At 45.7% G+C, this 19675-nt stretch carries 19 protein-coding genes; 13 read left to right on the top strand and 6 right to left on the bottom strand.

Annotated elements, in window-relative coordinates:
• The first annotated feature begins 259 nt into the window (after nucleotides 1-259).
• From QT984_RS29870 to QT984_RS23755, 4 genes are all read left to right on the top strand, one after another.
• Complete coding sequence (locus tag QT984_RS29870) at nucleotides 260-460, top strand: hypothetical protein (protein WP_445305861.1); 201 nt, start codon at nucleotides 260-262, stop codon at nucleotides 458-460.
• A 40-nt stretch (nucleotides 461-500) separates the two neighbouring features.
• Nucleotides 501-1271: a DUF6745 domain-containing protein gene (locus QT984_RS23745; protein ID WP_333210284.1), complete on the top strand. Its 771-nt coding sequence runs from the start codon at nucleotides 501-503 to the stop codon at nucleotides 1269-1271.
• A 163-nt stretch (nucleotides 1272-1434) separates the two neighbouring features.
• Nucleotides 1435-2616, top strand: coding sequence for a sulfate adenylyltransferase (sat, locus tag QT984_RS23750; protein WP_333375107.1), 1182 nt, complete (start codon nucleotides 1435-1437; stop codon nucleotides 2614-2616).
• A gap of 207 nt (nucleotides 2617-2823) precedes the next feature.
• Nucleotides 2824-4998 (top strand): caspase family protein, encoded by a 2175-nt coding sequence (locus QT984_RS23755; RefSeq protein WP_333233032.1) that lies wholly within the window; start codon nucleotides 2824-2826, stop codon nucleotides 4996-4998.
• A 243-nt stretch (nucleotides 4999-5241) separates the two neighbouring features.
• Here QT984_RS23755 and QT984_RS23760 read toward each other — a convergent pair whose 3' ends face one another.
• Together QT984_RS23760 and QT984_RS23765 are read right to left on the bottom strand one after the other, a co-directional pair.
• Complete coding sequence (locus QT984_RS23760) at nucleotides 5242-6546, bottom strand: valine--pyruvate transaminase (RefSeq protein WP_333264007.1); 1305 nt, start codon at nucleotides 6544-6546, stop codon at nucleotides 5242-5244.
• A 27-nt stretch (nucleotides 6547-6573) separates the two neighbouring features.
• Complete coding sequence (locus QT984_RS23765; protein ID WP_333272771.1) at nucleotides 6574-6762, bottom strand: hypothetical protein; 189 nt, start codon at nucleotides 6760-6762, stop codon at nucleotides 6574-6576.
• A gap of 170 nt (nucleotides 6763-6932) precedes the next feature.
• Between QT984_RS23765 and QT984_RS23770 the strand changes: the two genes are divergently transcribed.
• The 4 genes from QT984_RS23770 (at nucleotide 6933) to QT984_RS23785 (ending at nucleotide 10276) form a co-directional block, all read left to right on the top strand.
• Nucleotides 6933-7178 (top strand): hypothetical protein, encoded by a 246-nt coding sequence (locus QT984_RS23770; protein WP_333264001.1) that lies wholly within the window; start codon nucleotides 6933-6935, stop codon nucleotides 7176-7178.
• Nucleotides 7179-7255: 77 nt separating this feature from the next.
• On the top strand, nucleotides 7256-7798 hold the full coding sequence (locus tag QT984_RS23775; protein ID WP_333263997.1) for a peroxidase-related enzyme: 543 nt from the start codon (nucleotides 7256-7258) through the stop codon (nucleotides 7796-7798).
• A gap of 21 nt (nucleotides 7799-7819) precedes the next feature.
• Nucleotides 7820-9025, top strand: a complete 1206-nt coding sequence (locus QT984_RS23780; RefSeq protein WP_333375109.1) for an adenylate/guanylate cyclase domain-containing protein — start codon at nucleotides 7820-7822, stop codon at nucleotides 9023-9025.
• A gap of 411 nt (nucleotides 9026-9436) precedes the next feature.
• Nucleotides 9437-10276 carry a Tab2/Atab2 family RNA-binding protein gene (locus QT984_RS23785; protein ID WP_333053877.1) on the top strand — a complete coding sequence of 280 codons (840 nt, stop codon included), beginning with the start codon at nucleotides 9437-9439 and terminating at the stop codon, nucleotides 10274-10276.
• A 144-nt stretch (nucleotides 10277-10420) separates the two neighbouring features.
• Here QT984_RS23785 and QT984_RS23790 read toward each other — a convergent pair whose 3' ends face one another.
• A complete protein-coding gene (locus QT984_RS23790; RefSeq protein ID WP_333053879.1) occupies nucleotides 10421-10627 on the bottom strand; it encodes a hypothetical protein in 207 nt (68 codons plus the stop codon).
• A 209-nt stretch (nucleotides 10628-10836) separates the two neighbouring features.
• Between QT984_RS23790 and QT984_RS23795 the strand changes: the two genes are divergently transcribed.
• The 4 genes from QT984_RS23795 (at nucleotide 10837) to QT984_RS23810 (ending at nucleotide 14135) form a co-directional block, all read left to right on the top strand.
• Nucleotides 10837-11709: an S-methyl-5'-thioadenosine phosphorylase gene (locus tag QT984_RS23795; RefSeq protein ID WP_333053880.1), complete on the top strand. Its 873-nt coding sequence runs from the start codon at nucleotides 10837-10839 to the stop codon at nucleotides 11707-11709.
• A 436-nt stretch (nucleotides 11710-12145) separates the two neighbouring features.
• Nucleotides 12146-13228 carry an HNH endonuclease gene (locus QT984_RS23800; protein ID WP_333262964.1) on the top strand — a complete coding sequence of 361 codons (1083 nt, stop codon included), beginning with the start codon at nucleotides 12146-12148 and terminating at the stop codon, nucleotides 13226-13228.
• A gap of 109 nt (nucleotides 13229-13337) precedes the next feature.
• Nucleotides 13338-13565, top strand: a complete 228-nt coding sequence (locus tag QT984_RS23805; RefSeq protein WP_333232772.1) for a hypothetical protein — start codon at nucleotides 13338-13340, stop codon at nucleotides 13563-13565.
• 111 nt (nucleotides 13566-13676) lie between these two features.
• The gene (locus QT984_RS23810; protein ID WP_333053885.1) at nucleotides 13677-14135 is read left to right on the top strand and encodes an FAD-dependent oxidoreductase; all 459 of its coding nucleotides are present in this window, start codon (nucleotides 13677-13679) and stop codon (nucleotides 14133-14135) included.
• A gap of 275 nt (nucleotides 14136-14410) precedes the next feature.
• On the opposite strand, the gene QT984_RS23815 is transcribed toward QT984_RS23810, so the two are convergent.
• Both QT984_RS23815 and QT984_RS23820 read right to left on the bottom strand, forming a co-directional pair.
• On the bottom strand, nucleotides 14411-15817 hold the full coding sequence (locus QT984_RS23815; RefSeq protein WP_333053886.1) for a SagB family peptide dehydrogenase: 1407 nt from the start codon (nucleotides 15815-15817) through the stop codon (nucleotides 14411-14413).
• An 8-nt stretch (nucleotides 15818-15825) separates the two neighbouring features.
• Nucleotides 15826-18069 (bottom strand): TOMM precursor leader peptide-binding protein, encoded by a 2244-nt coding sequence (locus tag QT984_RS23820; protein WP_333262959.1) that lies wholly within the window; start codon nucleotides 18067-18069, stop codon nucleotides 15826-15828.
• A 426-nt stretch (nucleotides 18070-18495) separates the two neighbouring features.
• On the opposite strand from QT984_RS23820, the gene QT984_RS23825 reads away from it, so the two are divergent.
• On the top strand, nucleotides 18496-18690 hold the full coding sequence (locus QT984_RS23825) for a hypothetical protein (RefSeq protein WP_333375112.1): 195 nt from the start codon (nucleotides 18496-18498) through the stop codon (nucleotides 18688-18690).
• A gap of 345 nt (nucleotides 18691-19035) precedes the next feature.
• Here the strand turns inward: QT984_RS23825 and QT984_RS23830 are convergent, their stop codons facing one another.
• Nucleotides 19036-19368 carry a hypothetical protein gene (locus QT984_RS23830; RefSeq protein WP_333053888.1) on the bottom strand — a complete coding sequence of 111 codons (333 nt, stop codon included), beginning with the start codon at nucleotides 19366-19368 and terminating at the stop codon, nucleotides 19036-19038.
• Between the last annotated feature and the right edge of the window lie 307 nt (nucleotides 19369-19675).

Raw genomic sequence — 19675 nt, forward strand, 5'->3', positions numbered from 1 at the left:
TCATTTTTTAACGTTATATGCTTGCTATGTAAGCATTATAACCTATTTTTATCGTATTTTATGTTTAAGTCCCGTTAATAATCTTTTTTTACCAGAGGCAAGATCGAAAAAAAATACCGAAAATCAAATAATATCAAATCCGTTGGCATCGGAATGATTCACCTGTCTCTTCCGTTTCTCTGTATTCTCTGCGCCCTCTGCGGTTTAATCATTCCAATACAACCGGAATTCATTTAATATAGCTGTACCAATAATCGCAATGACTCCAGAAAAAACAGCGCTAATTCCGATTTATCGCGAGCAGTGGCGAGCAATTGGACTTTCGATCGCACCGATCGATCGCCCCAAGCGACAGCGGCCATCAACACCGCCTACAAGGGAATCAATCCAAAATCGAAAATCGAAAATCCTCAAGCCCCCGCATTTATCCGTGGAATCGCCTCTAAAATCTAAAATCTAAAATCTAAAATCTAAAATCGATTGACAGCCCTTACATAGCTTTGCAAGCAGTTGAACCGCTAAGGATACGCGATTCTGGTCTGGGAATGGCCAGCGAAATCAGAAACAAAATTCATAATGAATTGTACGATATATTAAGAAGTCAACTGGACAGGAAATTAGAAAATAAGATTTACAGCCAACTCTATAATCCGCTGTACGCTCAACTGATGAATCAACTGCACCTTCATGTTAAAGACGAAGTTTACGTCAAATTAGCAAGGAAGTTGGGCGGGAGATTTCAGATGGAAAACTGCGGCTGGATTTACCCGTTTGAGAAAATGTGCTTTGTGTGCGATCGCTCGATCCAACTTCATTTTGACAACGAATATTTGCTCCACGCTTTATGTCAACCAGCGGTTGAATTTGCTGACAAGTTCAGTCTATACTCTTATCGTGGCGTCCGACTGCCGGAAATAATCGGTCAAATTCCGCCCCAATCTTGGCAAGCTTCATGGCTGTTAAAAGAACAGAATGCCGAAGTGCGGCGAGTTTTGATTCAGGCGATCGGCTATCCGAAAATTTGTCAAGAATTGCAAGCAACTGAATTGGATAAGTGGGTAGCCACGGGGGGCTACCCCTACCAAGAATATACTTTGTTGAAAATTGAGAATAATATTGACATAGAGCCAATTTATTTGTTAAAGATGACTTGTCCGAGTACGGGACACCTTCACGCTTTGCGAGTGCCGCCAAAAGTGTGCTCCGCTAAAGAAGCGATTAGCTGGGTAAATTGGGGAATAGATCCCGAAGAATTTCAAGTCCAGACTTGAGGCGAAAGTTTAGAGTTTTGAGTGCGCGAGTTTACAGTTAAAGAATTACAGCGCCACAAAAGCAGCGTTGTGCACAAGTCCAGAACAATTAAAAAATGTAGAATTGCAGCCACCGCTTGATACTATGTACTCTGGCAGCTAAAACCCACAACTTCAAATCGACATGAGCCAGCATTCAGACCGCATTGCCCCTCACGGCGGCACCCTGGTCAACCGCATTGCCACACTAGACCAAAGACAAGAATTTTTCGACAAAGCAGAGTCCCTGCCGCGAGTCCAGTTGTCGGATCGATCGATCTCCGACCTGCAAATGATCGCTATCGGCGCCCTGAGTCCCCTCAAAGGGTTCATGAACGAAGCTGATTATCGATCGGTCGTTAAACAAATGCGCCTCTCCAACGGCCTTCCGTGGTCGGTTCCCATCACCCTCTCGGTAACAGAAGAAGTCGCCGCCCCCCTGAAAGCAGGAACTTTAGTGCGCCTCGACACCCAGGCGGGCGAGTTTGTCGGCATCTTGGAACTTGCAGAAAAATATCACTACAGTAAAGAAGAAGAAGCCATCAACGTCTACCGCACCGACGACATCAAACACCCAGGTGTCCAAGTAGTAGACCAATCCGGGCCCGTTAACCTCGCAGGCGACATTTGGCTGCTGGAACGCGAACTAGATGTTCGCTTCCCCCAATACCAAATTGACCCGGCGAAATCGAGAATGCTGTTCACAGAAAAAGGATGGAAAACCATAGTCGGTTTCCAAACCCGAAACCCCATCCACCGGGCCCACGAATACATTCAAAAATGCGCCTTAGAAACAGTAGACGGCTTGTTCTTGCACCCGCTAGTCGGGACGACAAAAGAAGACGACATCCCGGCTGATGTGCGGATGCGCTGCTACGAAATTCTGCTAGAAAAATACTATCCAAAAGATCGCGTAATTTTGGCAATTAATCCGGCGGCGATGCGCTACGCCGGGCCGCGAGAAGCAATTTTTCATGCTTTAATCCGCAAAAACTACGGCTGCACTCACTTTATCGTGGGGCGCGATCACGCTGGAGTTGGCGATTATTACGGGACTTATGATGCCCAATATATTTTTGACGAATTTGAGCCGGGAGAATTGGGAATTGTGCCGATGAAATTCGAGCACGCTTTCTATTGCACACTGACGGAACAAATGGCTACAACTAAAACAAGCCCCAGCACTCCCGAACAACGGGTGCATTTGTCGGGAACCAAAGTTCGGGAAATGCTGCGCGCTGGAAAATTGCCGCCGCCCCAGTTTTCCCGGCCGGAAGTCGCTGCTGAATTAGCCAAGGCAATGAATATTTTTAGTTACGAGATTTAAATCTTGAACTTTGGTGGGGGCGACATTCTGAAGAGTTTTGAATTTTGAGTTTTGAGTTAAAATTTTATAATTTTAAACTTAAAGCTCAAAACTTAAAACTTAAAACTTATCTTAATACTAAACACTCACAACTTAATTAAATTCCCTAAAATTATTGCGGGGAATTTAACTAAAAAGTCACAACTTAAAATTCAAAGCTATTTAAAAATGGGACTCAAGCGGCGGGAATTTTTGCAGCAAGCTGGCCGGGTGCTGGCCGCCATCGGAATCAGCGAGGCCCTGTGGCTGCAGTTGGGCGATGGCTACCTCCAAGCCTTAGCGCAACCGACAGCCAGGAAATTGGCTTTGTTGGTGGGCGTTGACAAATATCCAGACTCGCCCCTGCACGGCTGCGTCACGGATGTGGAAATGCAGCGGGAACTGCTGATATATCGGTTTGGGTTTGTGCCGTCGGACATTTTGACTTTGACTGACGCTCAAGCTACGAGGGAGAATATCGAGACGGCTTTTGTGACTCACTTGACTCAACAAGCAAAACCCGGTGACGTGGTAGTTTTTCACTTTAGTGGCTGCGGTAGCCGAGTCAGTTTGGGCGAGTCTCCCGGAAAAATCCAAAACAGTTTGGTGCCGGCGGATGATGTTTTGCCGTTGTTAGCCAACCGGGCGGTGAACGATATTTTAGAGGAAACGCTGTTGCTGTTGATGCGATCGCTCGCGACAGAAAATGCGATCGCCATCCTCGACACCAGCTACCCCTATCCGGGTTTCTCCAAAAACGGTAACTTTCGCATTCGCTCCCGCCCCCGCCCCACCATCGGCCAGCCTCGCCTCGCAGAATTAACGTTTGCCCAAGGCCTCCGAACCCGCAAAAATCTTCGTCCTGCCGCCGCCGTAGTTGCCGCAGGCGCGAATTCCCAACTCGCCGCCGAACAAGAGTGGGACGGATTTACCGCAGGTTTGTTTACCTACGCCCTCACCCAAACTTTGTGGTGGGCAACTCCCGCTAGCAGCTTCAGCGTCAGTTTCAGTCGCGCTGCGGGCAATGTTTACAGCAAGCTGGCGGGGTTATCGCAGCAACCGCAAATTCTCAATCACGATTTAACAATCGCGCCGGCGGTGAATTTTTCAAATTTAATCTTCAATTCCCCTGCATCTGACGGCGCTGTGACGGCGGTGGAAGAGGGGGGCAAAACTGTGCAGTTGTGGCTGGGGGGGTTGTCGCCCTCGGTTTTGGAGTGCTCCGGGGGTTCTGTGTTTGCTGTGGATTCTTCCGAGGGCGCGAGGCTGTTGCTGCGGGGACGCACGGGCCTCTCTGCTAAAGCCCAAGTTTTAGATGGGTCTGCTCAAACAGACGGCCAATTAACAGTCGGCGAAGTGGTGAGGGAAGAAATTCGGGTTTTGCCGCGAAACATCGGTTTGACAGTAGCTTTGGACTCGGGTTTGGAACGCATCGAGCGGGTGGACGCTACCAGCGCCTTTGCGACTGTGCCGCAAGTTTCGGCGGTAGCCAGCGAGCAATTGGCTGACTGTCGGTTCGGCAGAGTCCCGGAAACGACTTTAGCCGAAACTTCTTCGGCTCACGAGCCTGCTTTGTATCCCAGCCGTTACGGTTTGTTTTCTTTGGCTCAAACGCTGATTCCCGATACTGAGGGCGACGGGGGAGAAGCAGTTAAGGTGGCGGTGCAGCGCTTGACTCCGCAGTTGAAAGCGCTGCACGCTGGGAAGTTGCTGCGGCTGACAGCCAATGAGGGGTCTTCGCGCCTGAAGGTGCGGGCGGTTCTGGCAACTACCGCACCGCAAGCGCGGGCTGTGGCGCAGCGAGAGCCGGTGCGGGCCGGCGGTGATTATCGGCTGGAACCGCTGAGCGGAGAAAGTGAGAAATCCGCCCGCGATCATATATTAAGTGTGAGCAACAGCAGCCGAATTCAGTGCAGATTGTATAACGACAGCGATCGCCCGGTTTACTTTGCGGTGTTTGGCTCGGACAGCGGGGGACGGCTGTCTGTGCTGGGCGCTGAGGGCAAAGACGCTGTGGGGGGAATGTCGCGGCCGATCGCTCCGGGGGAGAATTTGACCGTGCCGGCGGCTGGGACGATCGGGTGGCCGGTATCTGCGCCGATCGGACTTGCGGAAATCGTGATTATATTTAGTGAGACTACCTTCGATCGAACTCTAGCTGCAATAGAAGCCGAGATCCAGCAAACGAGGGATGCCCAGCCAATTCGAGTGCTGTTGAATCCTTTAAATGTGGCGCGGGCGGTACTCGAAGATTTGCACGCCGCTAGCATTCCGGGGGTACAGAAAGTGGGGCTATCGACGGATGATTTGGCTTTGGATGTGAATGTTTGGGCAACTCTGAGTTTTGTTTATCGGGTAGTTTAATTGTTAAAAACTCCTCGATCAGAGTCGGCGATTGAAATCGCTTTTGATATTATGTCCGGTCGATTACCCCTAATACGGTAGAGGCGGGTTCACGAAAAATATCTGTCAATAATTGACAATCTCAAAAACCCGCCCTTTTAATCGCGGTCACTCGATCGGACTCGGACTTTGTTTGACTCTCGACAGCGGTTTCAACCGCCGCATCATAAAGGGGGTGGATTTCGCCGGATTTGGTATCAGAAATCAAGACTGATAAAGCTTTTCTACCATTTGAGCCAAGCGTTTCATGGCAGTTTCAATCTCATCATTTGTTGCAGTCAAACTGATGCGTATACACTCATGTTTGTGCTGCCAATCTTCCCGCAAACCGGGGAAAAAAGAACTTCCTGGCACCACAATTACGCCGACTTTCTTCAACTCTTGATACAGTTCCCAATCAGTCATTGGCAAATCTTTCAGCCACAACCATGCGAAAATTGCTCCTTCGCCTCGGTGCAAAAACCACGGTAAATCTTTCGGCATTGCTTGTTCTAGAGTGCTTTCTACGATCGCAAATTTGCTTTGATAGTACGGGCGAATTACGTTGATGGAAATATCGGCAAGAGCGCCGGAAGCAATAGCACGAGTTGCGATCGCCTGTCCGTATCTCGGCGAATGAATGCACATATTGGTCTGAAAACATTCTAATATTTGAATGATTTTTTCATCGCCGATCGCAATTCCGATTCTTTCACCCGGCAATCCGGCTTTCGACAAACTCATACAGTGCACGATATTGCCGCCAAAAATCGGCGTCATTTCGGTAAAATTCAAGGACGGGAACGGAGGGCCGTAGGCGGAATCAACGAACACCGGCGCGTCAAAAGCGGCCGCTAAATCGGCAATTTTCTTCACTTCGTCGTCGCTGAGAACGTTGCCGGTGGGGTTGCAGGGACGGGAAAAAATGACGCAACCGGTGGTTTGGTCGATCGACAATTGGCTGAAATCCGGGCGGTACTTGAACCTGTGGGCGGCCGCATCAATATCGAGGGTAGGTTTGCAGGCGACTACCGCTTCGGGAATCAAGCTCACGCCGCCGTAACCGGTGTAGTCTGGGCTCAGCGGTAGCACGATATTTTTAAGGCTACCCCCCCTAGCCCCCCCTTGGTAAGGGGGGGATGGGGGGGGTGCGGTGTAGCCGCCGAAAGCGTTGGCTGCGTAGAAGTAAATCGATTGACTTCCGGGAGTAATTAGGATATTGCGATCGGTCAAATTCAGTCCGTAACGCTGATTAAAATCCGCCAACACCGCATTGATAAAGGGCTGATAACCTTGACTGGAACCGTAGCGACAAACCACCTCGCCGTATTCCGGGCTCGCCAAAAGTTCCGCAGTGCAGTCGCGCCACAACTGCTCGACTTCCGGCAAAATCACCGGATTTCCGGCGCTCAAATTGATAAACTCCTGCCCGCTGCCGGCTCGGAGTGTTTCAATAATATCTTTCATAATTGCCCGAACTCCCGTGAGGTGGGACATCTGAGCGCCAAATTGAGTCAGGGCAGGGTTCATAGCAAATGCAGCGACAATGATAGAAGTTTACAGTTTACCCATGATAACTCCAGTCGCCGGCGTTAGCCTAGCTGATCTGGGGCATGGGTTGTCGATCGAGCGTCTGATTAATTCAATAAAGTCGATCGCACAGCGTTTTATTTCTTCCCCTGTGCGCGCCGGAGTATAAGATTGCGGCCATTTGTGGAGTTCGATCGAACTGAGATGTTGCACCATTCTCAATAAGCTTTTTAGGAACAGGCTTTTCGGCCTGTTCCACAAGAAAATTCACTCTTTGTGGAACAGGCCGAAAAGCCTGTTCTTGACAATGGTGCAAGATGTGAGATCGAACAGTGTTTTTTACCTAAAAATTAGCGAACCGAACAGCCATCTCTAATTCAAGAGTTGTGGTAAGATTTCACGCCGTCGCGCCCGATGAATTGCCGATCCTTGACAACAACCATTGGAAACATCTAAAATTAGTCGTAAAACCCGATCGCAACAGAATTTTATGGGAGCCTGTTACTGCTATAATTACAGGTTTAATCCAGCCTCAAAAATCCGATTTGTTGCTAGCTCATTTTCATGATTCGCGGTTTTTTGACAGCGGTGCATTTTATTATCAATCCGACTCAAGCCAATATCTGTCGTAAGATCGACCTTTGAGTAGCATTACATAACAAAAACGTAAATTATCACCCAGTTAATTGCCGTAAAATTCAACAAAAAAATGACACACTTTCCACTTATAGAATACGAGCAACTTACAGATCCTAAAGCCAAAGCAGTGTACGAAGAAATCTTGACAGAATTGGGGTTTGGCATCGTCCCCAACCTGTTCAAGTCAATGGCAATCAACCCTGACATATTAGAAGCAAATTGGAAAAAATTCCGGGGAACCATTCTGCAAGGAGACTTACCCCGCACGCTTAAAGAAATGGTCGGCGTCGCTATTTCCCAATCAAATAATAGCGAGTACGCTCTCCAAGTTCACCTGCACGGATTGTCAGCCTTGGGGATGAGCGAAGAACTACTGCGAACCCTAGTTTCTGACTTTGCCAATTGCCCTTTGCCAAAACGTGATAAAGCCGTAATTACCTTTGGCTTGCTCGCTGCTACAAAACCCCTGGAAGTGACAGAAACTGATTACCAAAACCTGCGGGATTTAGGGCTAGATGATTCTGAAATATTTGAGATTATTGCGACAGCAGACTTGTTTAGCTTTGTCAACCGATATACGGATGCAATAGCCCTGGAAATAGATGCTTTGTAATCTACATTGTATACCCCTATTATGGGCGATCGGCTAGAAGATCAAGATCGAGAAGAACTTCTGTTGACAGCCCGCCGTTTGTTAGCAGAAGCTCAAGCCCTTTCCATCCGCATTTCCGCCGTTAACGAAGTTGCCACAGCCATTAACCGCACCCTCGATCTGGGCCAGATTTTGCGGGTAGTAGGCAAGCAAGCCAAATGGTTGCTCGACTTTGAACACTGTAGCGTTTGCCTGCACAGCACTAATGCTTGCATGACTTTATTTGGCCCGCATATTCCTGTAGATATTGCAGCCCTCCCAGAGGGCGGCCCTATTCACAAGGCCTTCAACACACGTCAACCTCAATTAATTCAAGAAGCGGGTGCTACTGCTATTTTATCCCCCTACGCTTCGCAAATAATCCTTCCTTTGGAAAGCGAAGGTAAGGTTTTAGGAACCATTAATTTTGCCACAACCAAGCCGCGAGCTTACACTCAAGAAGACTTGCGAATTGGCTATCTTTTGGCTTTGCAACTATCCTCAGCCATCCGCAATGCTGAACGTTTTAAAGAAATAAATAGGCTGTATTCCGAACTCGATGCCGAAAAGCACAAATCCGATCGGCTACTGTTGAATGTGCTCCCGGTTGAGATTGCTGAGGAACTCAAAAATAACGGCAAAGTGGAACCACTTTATTATGATAACGTATCGGTTTTATTTACTGACTTTAAAGGCTTTACTCAGTTATCTGAAAAAATGACGCCGCGAGAATTAGTTGACGAACTAGACTATTGTTTTTCTTATTTCGATCGCGTGATGGATAAATACTCTATGGAAAAACTGAAGACTATTGGTGACAGCTATATGTGCGCGGCCGGAATTCCTACGCCTCGCCCAACACACGCTTTTGACGCTGTACTTGCTGCCCTAGAAATTCGACAGTTCATGGATTTGCGAAAAATACAGAAATCTCAACAAAACATTGCTTATTGGGATATCCGCATTGGCATTCATTCAGGCCCAATACTGGCTGGGGTAATTGGCAATAAAAAGTTTTCCTATGATGTCTGGGGAGATACAGTTAATACTGCATCTCGGATGGAATCTTCCGGTGTCCCTGGAAATATCAATATCTCTCACGACACGTTTGAATTAGTTAGAGATTTTTTTGAATGCGAATACCGAGGCAAAATTTATGCTAAAAATAAAGGGGAGTTGGATATGTATTTGGTTCGCTATCTTAAATAAATTTGGGAAGGGGTAATTGCTAAGGAATGAGAATTAAATAACTTCCACTCTTGAAAGTGGGATGGGCGTCCCGCCCGTCCACTCATGACGGGCGGGACGCCCATCCCACAATAACAATTAAAATTATAAGTTATTTAATTCGCGATCCTAATGGAAAATGGCTAAGGGAGCCTTTATACCATTTTAGATTTTAGATTTTAGATGAGAAAATAGGGGATGACTGATGACTGTCACGGTTGGGATCGCGGACCTACAGTTGCATTATTTTTAACTGGTGTTAGTAGAAATAAAACTCAACTATGAACTGAGAATATATAGCTAGAAGTTTTTTTTCAGATTTCGGTATTGTATCGGATTGTCCCCAAGCTATATTAAAATGATCGAGTTGTAGATTTTGAATTTTAATTATTTATGCGTATTTGGCAAGCCGATTTTTACCGCCGCCCTCTCCAAGACGAAACTGGTAAACCACTGTGGGAACTCTTAATTTGCGAATCGGAAGGCAGTTTTCAATTTAGCGCTGTTTGCAGCCAGGGGGACGCAAATTCTAATTGGCTAGCCTCGCAGTTGCAGCAGCAAGCTCAAACCCAGAATTTGCCAGATTTAATTCAAGTATTTAGGCCTCAGTCTCTGGGCTTAATTGAGGCTGCGGGCAAAGTTTTGGGTGTCAAGGTGGAAGCGACTCGCCGCACTGCTGCTCTCAAATTGCTGCTGCAACAACGCGCAAAAGAATATTTGAGTATGCCTAATTATACAGGTGAAACTTACAGTGCGATCGCCCTTGACTCGCCGCCGCCCGTACCCTTACCCGAAAACCTCTGGGGCGATGGCTGGCGTTTTGCTTCCCTACCCGCCGGCGACATTGAAGATGCTTTCCAAGGGCGTCCCTTGCCAATTTTGGAAATGCCAGAATTACTGTTACCGCTGAATTTGGGCTTGGCCTCAACAGTACCCGTACCGGGAGTTGTTATTGACGGTGGACGCCAGTCTATGCGCTTGGCTAGATGGCTTCAAGATGCCAAACCTTTTGCTTTGAATTATATTGCTGGAGAACCAGACGGATTGATATTGGAAGCTGGGTTAGTAGATAGGTGGGTTGTGGCTACTTTTGAAGATAGCGAGGTGAAAGCCGCGGCCCAAATTTACCAACAGCGCAAGCAATTAAGTAAAGGATTACATTTTTTGTTAGTCCAGCCCGATGATAGTGGCATGACTTATACAGGCTTTTGGCTGTTGAATCTCGATCGATAAGATGTAAATAATATTATTTGTGATGTTGATAAATCGCTCGCCGAAAAATAGTAAAACAGCGCTCGAACGCAGTTTTAGCAGATACAGACTCAGACACAAATTTTCAAACAGCTTGTTGAGCTCGCAAGAGATAGTGCTGCAAATTTATTCTACAACTAAAATCAAGCCGTTTTGGATGCCCTGACAAACTCGGTTGATGTGACACTGGTCTTTTTCGTTCAGACCTTTCTGGGCTAGCATTGCTGATTTCAGCAGCCGTCTGTCAAGGGGGGTAATTTGACGGAAAGCAAAGATGCGATCGACGATCGCCTCGATCGAGATTTTGGGGAGGTTAGCAGAGCTGACTGTCATGGTCTTCACACGCTAAAAGTTGATAACAGAACTGTGTATCTTTATTTTTAAAGATTTTGTGAAGCTACTTAGTGATTAAGATCACATAATTTTAGTGACAAAATAGTGTATGCAGGGTGACTTTTGTCACGAAATCTTTAATTATCTTTACGTCAACTTAACTCTGGCCCGATAGAATCACTGTGGTAAAACTCAAGCAGAGGGTAAAAATGGCACAAGCAAAAATCGGAATTATCGGCGGCAGCGGTTTGTATAAAATGGAGGCCCTCAAGGATATTGAAGAGGTGAAAATTGATACACCTTTTGGATCGCCATCGGATGCCGCAATTGTGGGAACATTGGACGGTACGCCGGTAGCATTTTTGGCTAGACACGGCCGCAACCACACTTTTTTGCCATCAGAAGTGCCGTATCGCGCAAATATTTATGCAATGAAGAGTTTGGGAGTTGAGTATTTAATCTCAGCGTCGGCGGTTGGTTCCCTGAAAACAGAGGCGAAACCTTTAGATATGGTAGTGCCGGATCAGTTTATCGATCGCACAAAAAATCGAGTTTCTACCTTTTTTGGAGAAGGAATAGTCGGTCACATCACATTCGGCGATCCGGTTTGCGGCGAATTGGCTAAAGTGTTAGCAAGTGCGATCGAATCCTTGAACCTCCCCGACGTTAACCTCCACCGGGGCGGCACTTACGTCTGCATGGAAGGCCCCGCATTTTCCACAAAAGCAGAATCAAACCTTTACCGCAGTTGGGATGCCACAGTCATTGGGATGACAAATTTGCCGGAAGCAAAATTAGCTAGAGAAGCTGAAATTGCCTACGCAACTTTAGCATTAGTCACAGACTACGACTGCTGGCATACCGAACACGACAGCGTAACAGTAGAAATGGTAATAGCAAATTTGCACCGAAATGCAGAGAATGCTCAAAAAGTCATTCAAGAAACAGTCCGTAGACTAACAGAAAATCCACCTGTTTCTGATGCACATTCTGCGTTGAAATATGCAATTCTGACTCGGCTGGATCAAGTGCCGGCCTCAACTAAGGAGAAAATGGGTTTGTTGTTGCAGAAGTATTTGTAATTAGTCATCCGTTTCGCGCCAGTAAATGCCACAATCTTGAGCTAGCGCATACTATCCGTCGGGGTCATGTCAACTATCTAATCGTGAAAGTAATTTTACGAGCAGTTAATGACCCCGATAAATGATGAATAATTGCTATAACTTCCTCTCGTGTGAGAACAGTTGGCATAGAACGACTTCTTTTGGGCCGTACTGTATCAACTTGTAAATCTAATTCTAAGTTTCGGCTTTTTGTGACTTAGGAGTTGACTATACGAAAAATTTCGCTATAATAAATATTTGGCTTGCTTAGTCTAATAAAACAGCAATCTCTATCAATTTTAGGTACGAAGGAAAAGTCACATTGGATTTCACACCACAAGTTAGGAATACAGCAAACTAGCCAGATATCGATCGGTGTGATTGAATAGCTCGTGAAATACATGGAGTCAAAAACGTGCCAGATAGTCACAATATTAATGAAGTAATTTTTGTAGAGAGGGATACTCAAATTTTCAATATCCCTGACACTAAAACCAGGCTTTCAACACTGCAAAATTATTTCTTCCCTCGGCTAGAAAAGTTACTGCGTTATACCCTTGATGTTGTGGCGCAAGTCTACGATGTGAATCCATACGAGAGAATGACTTTTGCCTACTCTCCAAGTCATCGAGATAAAGCAAAGGAGAACAAAGACTATGGCTTTGTTCATATTGGAATTATTGCAAAACGGGGTGACAAACCGCTCAAAATTCTCAAGAGAAATGGACAGCCATTCTTTCATCATCCCACTTATCTGACGTTTAAGGTATTTCCTAGTGGAACAATTCATGCTGAGCTAATGCCATTTCGTCAAGGCGTAGATGATGCTTACGTGGCAAGAATTTCCCAACTCGTCGCTAAGTATAGCGAGGTTTTAATGCCACTATTATCGGTAGCACGTATTTCACATACGACGTATAATCCTGAATTTGAAGTTCTGCCTCTTCATCAGGCAATTGTGCCTGAAGAAGTAGGGTCAGAAGCTATAAGGTTGATATCACCAAAATACTACTTTCCTGTCAGTCCAGGGCGAGGATTGTCTGAACTAATTATTGCATTCATCCTCTTATATGCTTTAGCAGAATCATTTATTTTTATTGGTGAAGGACGAGAACCTCAGCTTGAAAATAGGCTTGAGCAATTCAAAGAATTTTATCTCGCTTTTAAAAATACCGAAAATGACATAGAAACAGAAGAAAGCGAGGAAGAAGATTTCGATTCTTCAAAAATGCCTGAACTAGACAGTTATTCTTTTGTGAGAGCAGGTAAATGGTGGGCTGTACTTGCTAGAGATAAATGGAAATGTCTTAGCTGTGGTAGATCGGCACGGGAAGATGGAGTTTTATTGGAAGTTGACCACATTATCCCCCGTTCAAAAGGTGGTTCTAACGATATGAGTAATCTACAAACTCTTTGCAAAAAGTGTAATATTGGCAAAAGTAATCGAGACAGCACAAGACTTTGTGTGACTTCTGATGAATTGATAGATCGAATGTAGATAGCGTAATTTTTCGGCGCGTGACTTTTATTAGTCATCAGTGATAAATTTGAAATAATTTGTGGTCACGCAGCCTAGAATTACAGCTATTAACTTATCAACTGCTTGAATGCCTCGTGTTCGCGAACATCGGATTTTAGCAATGCCGAAGCGATCGCTAGAACTGTTGGCCGTAGAAAACCAGCAGAATTTCCTATTTAGCAATTCAACTTTTCAGGAAAATATCCAAACTGTTAGCGGCGATCCCGCTTACAAACTTTTCCTCGGCTATCATACTCCTTGGTGGCACGAACTAGATATTCATGGTGGTACTTCGGCTACAGATTTGCCGATGTAAAAGTGTTACTACTTCGGTACAGAAAGCGCCCAAGGGGGCGATCCAAACAATCACAACTCCCTATTATTAAGTCTGTTTCCTGATAATATTGCTGCGGGTTTTTGGCGAACGATGGCCTATAATCCAGATAACCCAGAAAAACGTCCAGCTTTTCGCGGAGAACGAGGCGAAAAACTGGAATTGAGAGCTTTTCTGAAAAGTGATGGTTCTATTACCACAGACCCCTTAGTTCCTTCTCAGGATATGGTACGGACGGCCCAGCAACAACTCAAAGCCCTACACAATTTAGCAGATATTCCAGAACCTTATACCGCCCTTTATATCGACTGGCAAAAAGATCCCTACGGGGGAGGATGGCACTCTTGGAACCCCCGCTGTCAGCCCTGGGAAGTGATGAAACAGATGCGGCATCCGATTCATGCTGCTAATGTTTATGTCTGCGGCGAAGCCTATTCAAATATGCAAGGATGGGTGCAAGGAGCGCTAAATAGTGCAGAATTAATGTTAGAAGAAAACTTTAAGTTTAGTCGGCCTGAATGGTTGCCACCCAATTATGATTTGGGGTCGTAAAATTCATTTTACTGTTTCCCAGACCGCCAGGGACTTAAGTCCCTGGCTAATAGCTAAAGTCCTCTGAACAGGACTGAAAAACTCATTCTACCTCGACTATATTTCTTGTGAAACAGGCATCTTGCCTGTTCAAAACTCGCTTTTTTGGAGATGTCTATTAGTCCTCTTTGAGAGGACTTTCGCTATTAGACAGGGAATTCATTCCCTGGCGGACTGACGGGCGGACGAAAGAACTGGGCGGACTGACAGCTTAAGTTGACACCAACGGAAACTAATCACCGACTCCCCAAAATAAACTCTCCCACCGAAGATTCGGCAAAATAATCGCATCCTGCCGCTGCTGCAAATAACTCGGAATTTCCCCCGCCCACTCCCGACGGCGCCAGATTCATTGCTGTTGCCACTAAATACATCGTTTGATACAAAATCCCAACGTGCTTTAATATTAGACTATAGGCCATTGATTCATAGCCCCAAGTTACTCTCGAAAACCGAGAGGATAGCAGAATTAAAATCTGTGGTTCTACCTCTATCTGTACTGACAATCCTGCACTTTTTAGCAATGCTTCTACCTGCTTTGTTTTCCCAGAAATTTTACAAAGTTGGTGTTCTTCGGGTGCATAATAATACAAGCCAGCCTCAATATTTTCACAGGAATTGATAGCAGTATAAATCTCTAAATCGTAGCAAGCGCCTCCGGTTGGATAAGGTCTATTGCTGCAATCCATGTTATCTCTGGGGACAATCTCGCGCAATCTCGCGGAACGATAGAGGAATTCTCCTAATTGTTCAACAGTAATCGGTTTTTCTCCATGTTGCCGGATTGTCTTTCTTGATTCTAAAATTGCTGTAAACGGTGTATCTGTTTGTTTCAAACTGTCGATGTCAGGTTTATAAAGATTGATAATCTCGTTGGAAGGTTTGGCTTTGAGTACGGGTGTGGGTTCGATTTCTCCTAAAAATCGAAAGGTTTTGCCAATGAGATTAGAATGGCGGCCGCCGCGACTGCGGGAGTGAAATAATAAATCGTGAAATTCCCATTGAGTTAGAGTTTCACTTTGTTCTAAGCTGCTATTCTTGTTAACAGATGATAGCACTTCAGTCGCTAACAAAAAGCTGATAAATAATCGGGCAGTGGGTTCAGAAATCCCCGGAATTTTGGTTAAATCCGAGATGGCTTTAGGTTGCGAGACTTCGTTGATTAAAGCTGCACTGCGCCAATCTTCGAGGATAATTTTCGCTTTGGAAAGGGGCGATTCTACCACAAGATGTGATTTTTCTGAGTGGCAATAGGCAAAGCGTGAAAGTTGATAGTTATTATCAATAATTGTGTCTGATAATTGCCATTTATAGGGTGTGGCTATGGGGACGGCTGTAGCGATCGCACTGCCGTCTATTTCTAAGGTATGGTAAACTAAACCCAGGATGACAAATTGTTCTAGGTAGTAGTAGAATTTAGCGAGGGCGGAACTGCCATCGGTAGAAACTACCAGTTGAGTTAGGGCTGTTTCGGTTGCGCCTGCGGTAGAAATAACTTTAATCGCGGCGACAATTCCGGGAGAGAGTTTGTTGAGGTTAAAGTCGATGTAGGGGGCTTTTAAAATTAAGCCTTTTTCGGCATCCTCAATTATAGAAATTTCTGGCTTAAAAGTTAGGATGATTTGGGGGATGGTTTCACTCATAATTAAGCTTAAAAGAATATCGGGAATGGGTTGATTTGGTGTTCGGGGATGGGTGCATCTAGCCAGCCTAATTTCACGGGAATGTCATAAAGTCGCCCTGCTGCTAAGCGTTTCCAAAAGTGCCGCATTCCTGGTACTATAACTTTGACGACATTTAAGCCAATGTCGGGCCTGGTTTGATCTAAAACAAAGGTTTCTAAGCCTAATGTTTCAGCTATTTTTACGCACTTTTCAACGTCTGCTTTTAAATCATCGCTGGCTAAGTGGGGATAGTCAGATAGTAATTTTAAAGGTTGGGAAGTATCGGGCGTTAAATAAGATTTATTTTCTAGGGTGGCGGTTTTGTACCACTCAACGGTGAGGCCGTCGGAAACTCCGTAATTTGTGCTACCATCGCTGTTAAAAGTTAATACTGCGGGTAAAGATTGATTGACTTCTGTTAAGGCGCGAGACAGGGCAATTTGGGGGTCAAAATGTGCGCCAAAACCAAAAATAATATCTTCGATTTCTCTGTCGATGCGGTGAGAAAGGGCGGCAAAAACGGGGATGTTAAAATCGTTGGTGAGGTCTAAAACCCACAGAGTGCGGTCTATACTTTGATAATAGTTTCTGAGTTCTTGAATGTAGGAATCGTGAAAGCTATCTAAATCAACAGCGGGGACTTTAACCCGATTGTACCACCACAAAGCAACGCTATCTCGCTCCACTAATTCCATAAACCCTTGCAAAATTGCCTCTTCTTTGGTATTGCCGGCGGCGGCACCGTTGGAGTCCGCCCAACAGTCGGGTTTTTCGGGTTTGGGATAGCCGTAATAACAGTAAGCTGTGGGTAAATATTTGACTCGTTGATGAGTTAATGACCAAATTGGTGTCCAGTCAATTTCTCTGCCGGCATCGAAGGGTTCGGGGACTCTTTGAAAGAAGCTTTTACAGGTTCTATTCCAGTCGTGGCGAGTGCTATATTGTACTTCACTAAAACCCATGCAATCATTGGGGTGAATTGCGGTTTCTCCCATTGTTTGATAGCTGCCTTTTTGTCGAATTTCGTCGCCTTGAAATACGCCGGAATATCTCTCAATGGCTTCTCCCAAGGCGCTGGCTTTGGCTTGTTCGTCGGTTTTGCCTTTGCCGGCACTTCTGCCCCGTAAGTTTTCTTTGAGGAAGTACAAGTCATCGAACATCGTAGCGAAATTGTGGCCGGCTAAGTAGTTCGGTGTTAAAGCATTGGCTGTTTGGGGAACTTTGAGTAAACCGCGCACAACTCCGGTTATGGGACTGATTTGGCTGTCAAATTTTTGCAGGGTTTCGGTTGGGGAAAAGCCGCGATGTCCGCCATCGGCGGTAAAGGTTTTTTTCTGGCTTTGGAGGACAAAGGGCTGGATTTCTTGGGGCGGAAGTAGACCGCATTCGGGGCATTGGGGGCGTTTAGTTATGGTGTGATTGGTGGTTTTGAGGGTTTTGGTGTCAAAGGTAATTATTGTATTTTCTAAATTTTTATTTTCGCCTTGGACAATCCATTTTGCTAGTTCTGTGGCGGCTAAATTTAAACCCATTTGTAAGGTGGAAGGTAGGTAAGATGGGGGATTTAATAAGGGTTTTGAGTAGTTATTTTGACGCTGGATGAAGCTTTGGGTGGGGCGATTTGCTCTCAGGCGTTGGGCGAGACATTCCCAGCAGGCGGTGGTTTCGGGGTGGAAAATCGGGCCGATCGCAATTGTGGAACTTGTAGGTTTGACGAGTAGCCAAGGTTGGCCTGTTTGAAGGGATTTTTGGTTGAATTCTCCCAGTTCTGGTTGCAGGTAATCGTCGGCTATGATTAGGGTGATATCTGCGGTGGTTGAGACTTGAATACCGAGGGTTTCTAGGGCGCTAATGCAAGTTTCTGCTGGGATTTGGCTGTAGGAAATGACGGCAACTTTCAGGGATTGCAAGCGGGATGCGGCTTGCTGGGGGGAGATGTTTAAGAGAGTGTAAAAGGCGGCGGTTTCTTCGGGGAGGGATGTGTCGTTTTCGATGAGGTGGCCTTGTTTTTCTAGCAGGGCTAGGGTATAGTAAATTTCTGCGGGTGAGGCTTGATTTCGCAGTTTGGCGACGATTTCATCGGAGGTATTGTGGCCGTCGATTAAGGGGGTTAATAGTTCGTAAAGGTGGCCTGAGAGGACGAAGGAATCTGACTCGGAGATCAGGAATACTCCTACCGATTTGATGATTTCGACGGTGAAGCAATTTTTAAACTTTGGTTGGTAGAGCATCCTGAATGGTGTTTAATATAATTTTTGAATAGATTTTAGGATAATATCAAAGCCGGGGCGAGTTCGCTGAGATACTTGATAATTATTAACAAATGATCTTAACATACAACCGACAGTCCGGCAGGGGTTTTAACCCCTGCCTCATAGCGAAAGTCCTCTCAAAGAGGACTAATATCATGTCCGATCGCACAATTACAATAAGTTAGGTTTGTATTACTAGCGATCGACCGGACATAATATTATCAGCAGTTACCCGAACCCGATCTAATCAGTTCTTCAGTCCTCTTTCAGAGGACTTTCGCTATGAGACAGGGGTTTCAACCCCTGGCGGACTGCCGGGTGAGCGAGAGGACTGCCGGACTAAAAGCTTAAGTTTCTGTAGGGTGCGTCGCTGTGAGAAGTTAAATGGAACTTGTAGATTGACTGGTGGCGACGCACCTTACCTACGACAAGATTGTGTGTACCATATATACATGGAATATGCTGTATCTCGATCGCAACTTTGATACCTATTTCCCAAATACTAGCAACAGAAAACCACAATTCGTTCGTTTTATCAACAATTTGTACGATCGCCTCCTCACTCAATCTTTATCGATACCTACGGTTTCCATATCTTAAAAAATTAAACTTATACATAAAATATAGTCGATCGCCCGAAAAGCTAATTCTCATCGAGAGACCCCGCTGTGACTAGAGAGTTCTACTTAACCAAGCCAGGGCGATCGCCTTTGACATTTCCTGTTCGCTCGCCGTCAAATCTTGTTGCAAAACTGACATAATTATATTCCTCTGTTAGATCAACCTAATCTTGTTCTGGCAATTAATGCCGATACAGTACAACAGCCTCATCCGCTTGTCAACTGCGGAAACACCAACTCTTCTGAAGCGGCCCCGCTGCGAGTAACAAGCGGGGCTAAAAAACTGGCAAGCTACCGATGCAGCTTGGGGGAAGCTAAAGGGACTTTAGCAACTGAGCCGAATAATTCCGCCTGGGAATCTTTCAGACCGTCCCTCAAGCCAACGGCTAATCTCTGCGTCTGTCAGATTATCGGGTTTGGGAGGCAGGGGCATTTCGTAAATCACTGTCTCCCCTTCAGTACCTCGAAGGACGGGAACTGCATCGGGAGCCTGATTTACTTGGACTTCTACGAAATCTTCCAAAATTAACCCATTGTCTCGCAGCGTGGCTGCGGGCTCGTTGAGTAGCCGATTATATAAAGCTTCGTCCAACCATGCTTGACCAATCAGTCGGGCTATTTGTGTTTCCCAACTTCTCCAATCCTGGGGAAAAGCCATAATTTTCTCCTAGCTCCCTTTTGCGGGAAATATAGATTTTGCTGTTATTGTATAGCAGATGCGTTCTCTACAGTTTCGATCCACAACTACTCACCGCGCCCTGGCTTACTGTCGGCAAAGCCCAAGGCTTCAGAGTCGAGAAAACTGGCGATCGCCCTTTTTTGAGAAAGAGAAATAATATCATTTGCCTTTGACTGGGAATTGTATCATCCTAAATGCTGTAGGGGCGGGTTCGCCAACCATAATCGCCAAAAACAAACAATCTCGAAAACCCGCCCCACCCAACGAACAATCATCATCCACATAG

Source organism: Microcoleus sp. Z1_B2 (assembly GCF_036700325.1).
Classification (GTDB): domain Bacteria; phylum Cyanobacteriota; class Cyanobacteriia; order Cyanobacteriales; family Microcoleaceae; genus Microcoleus.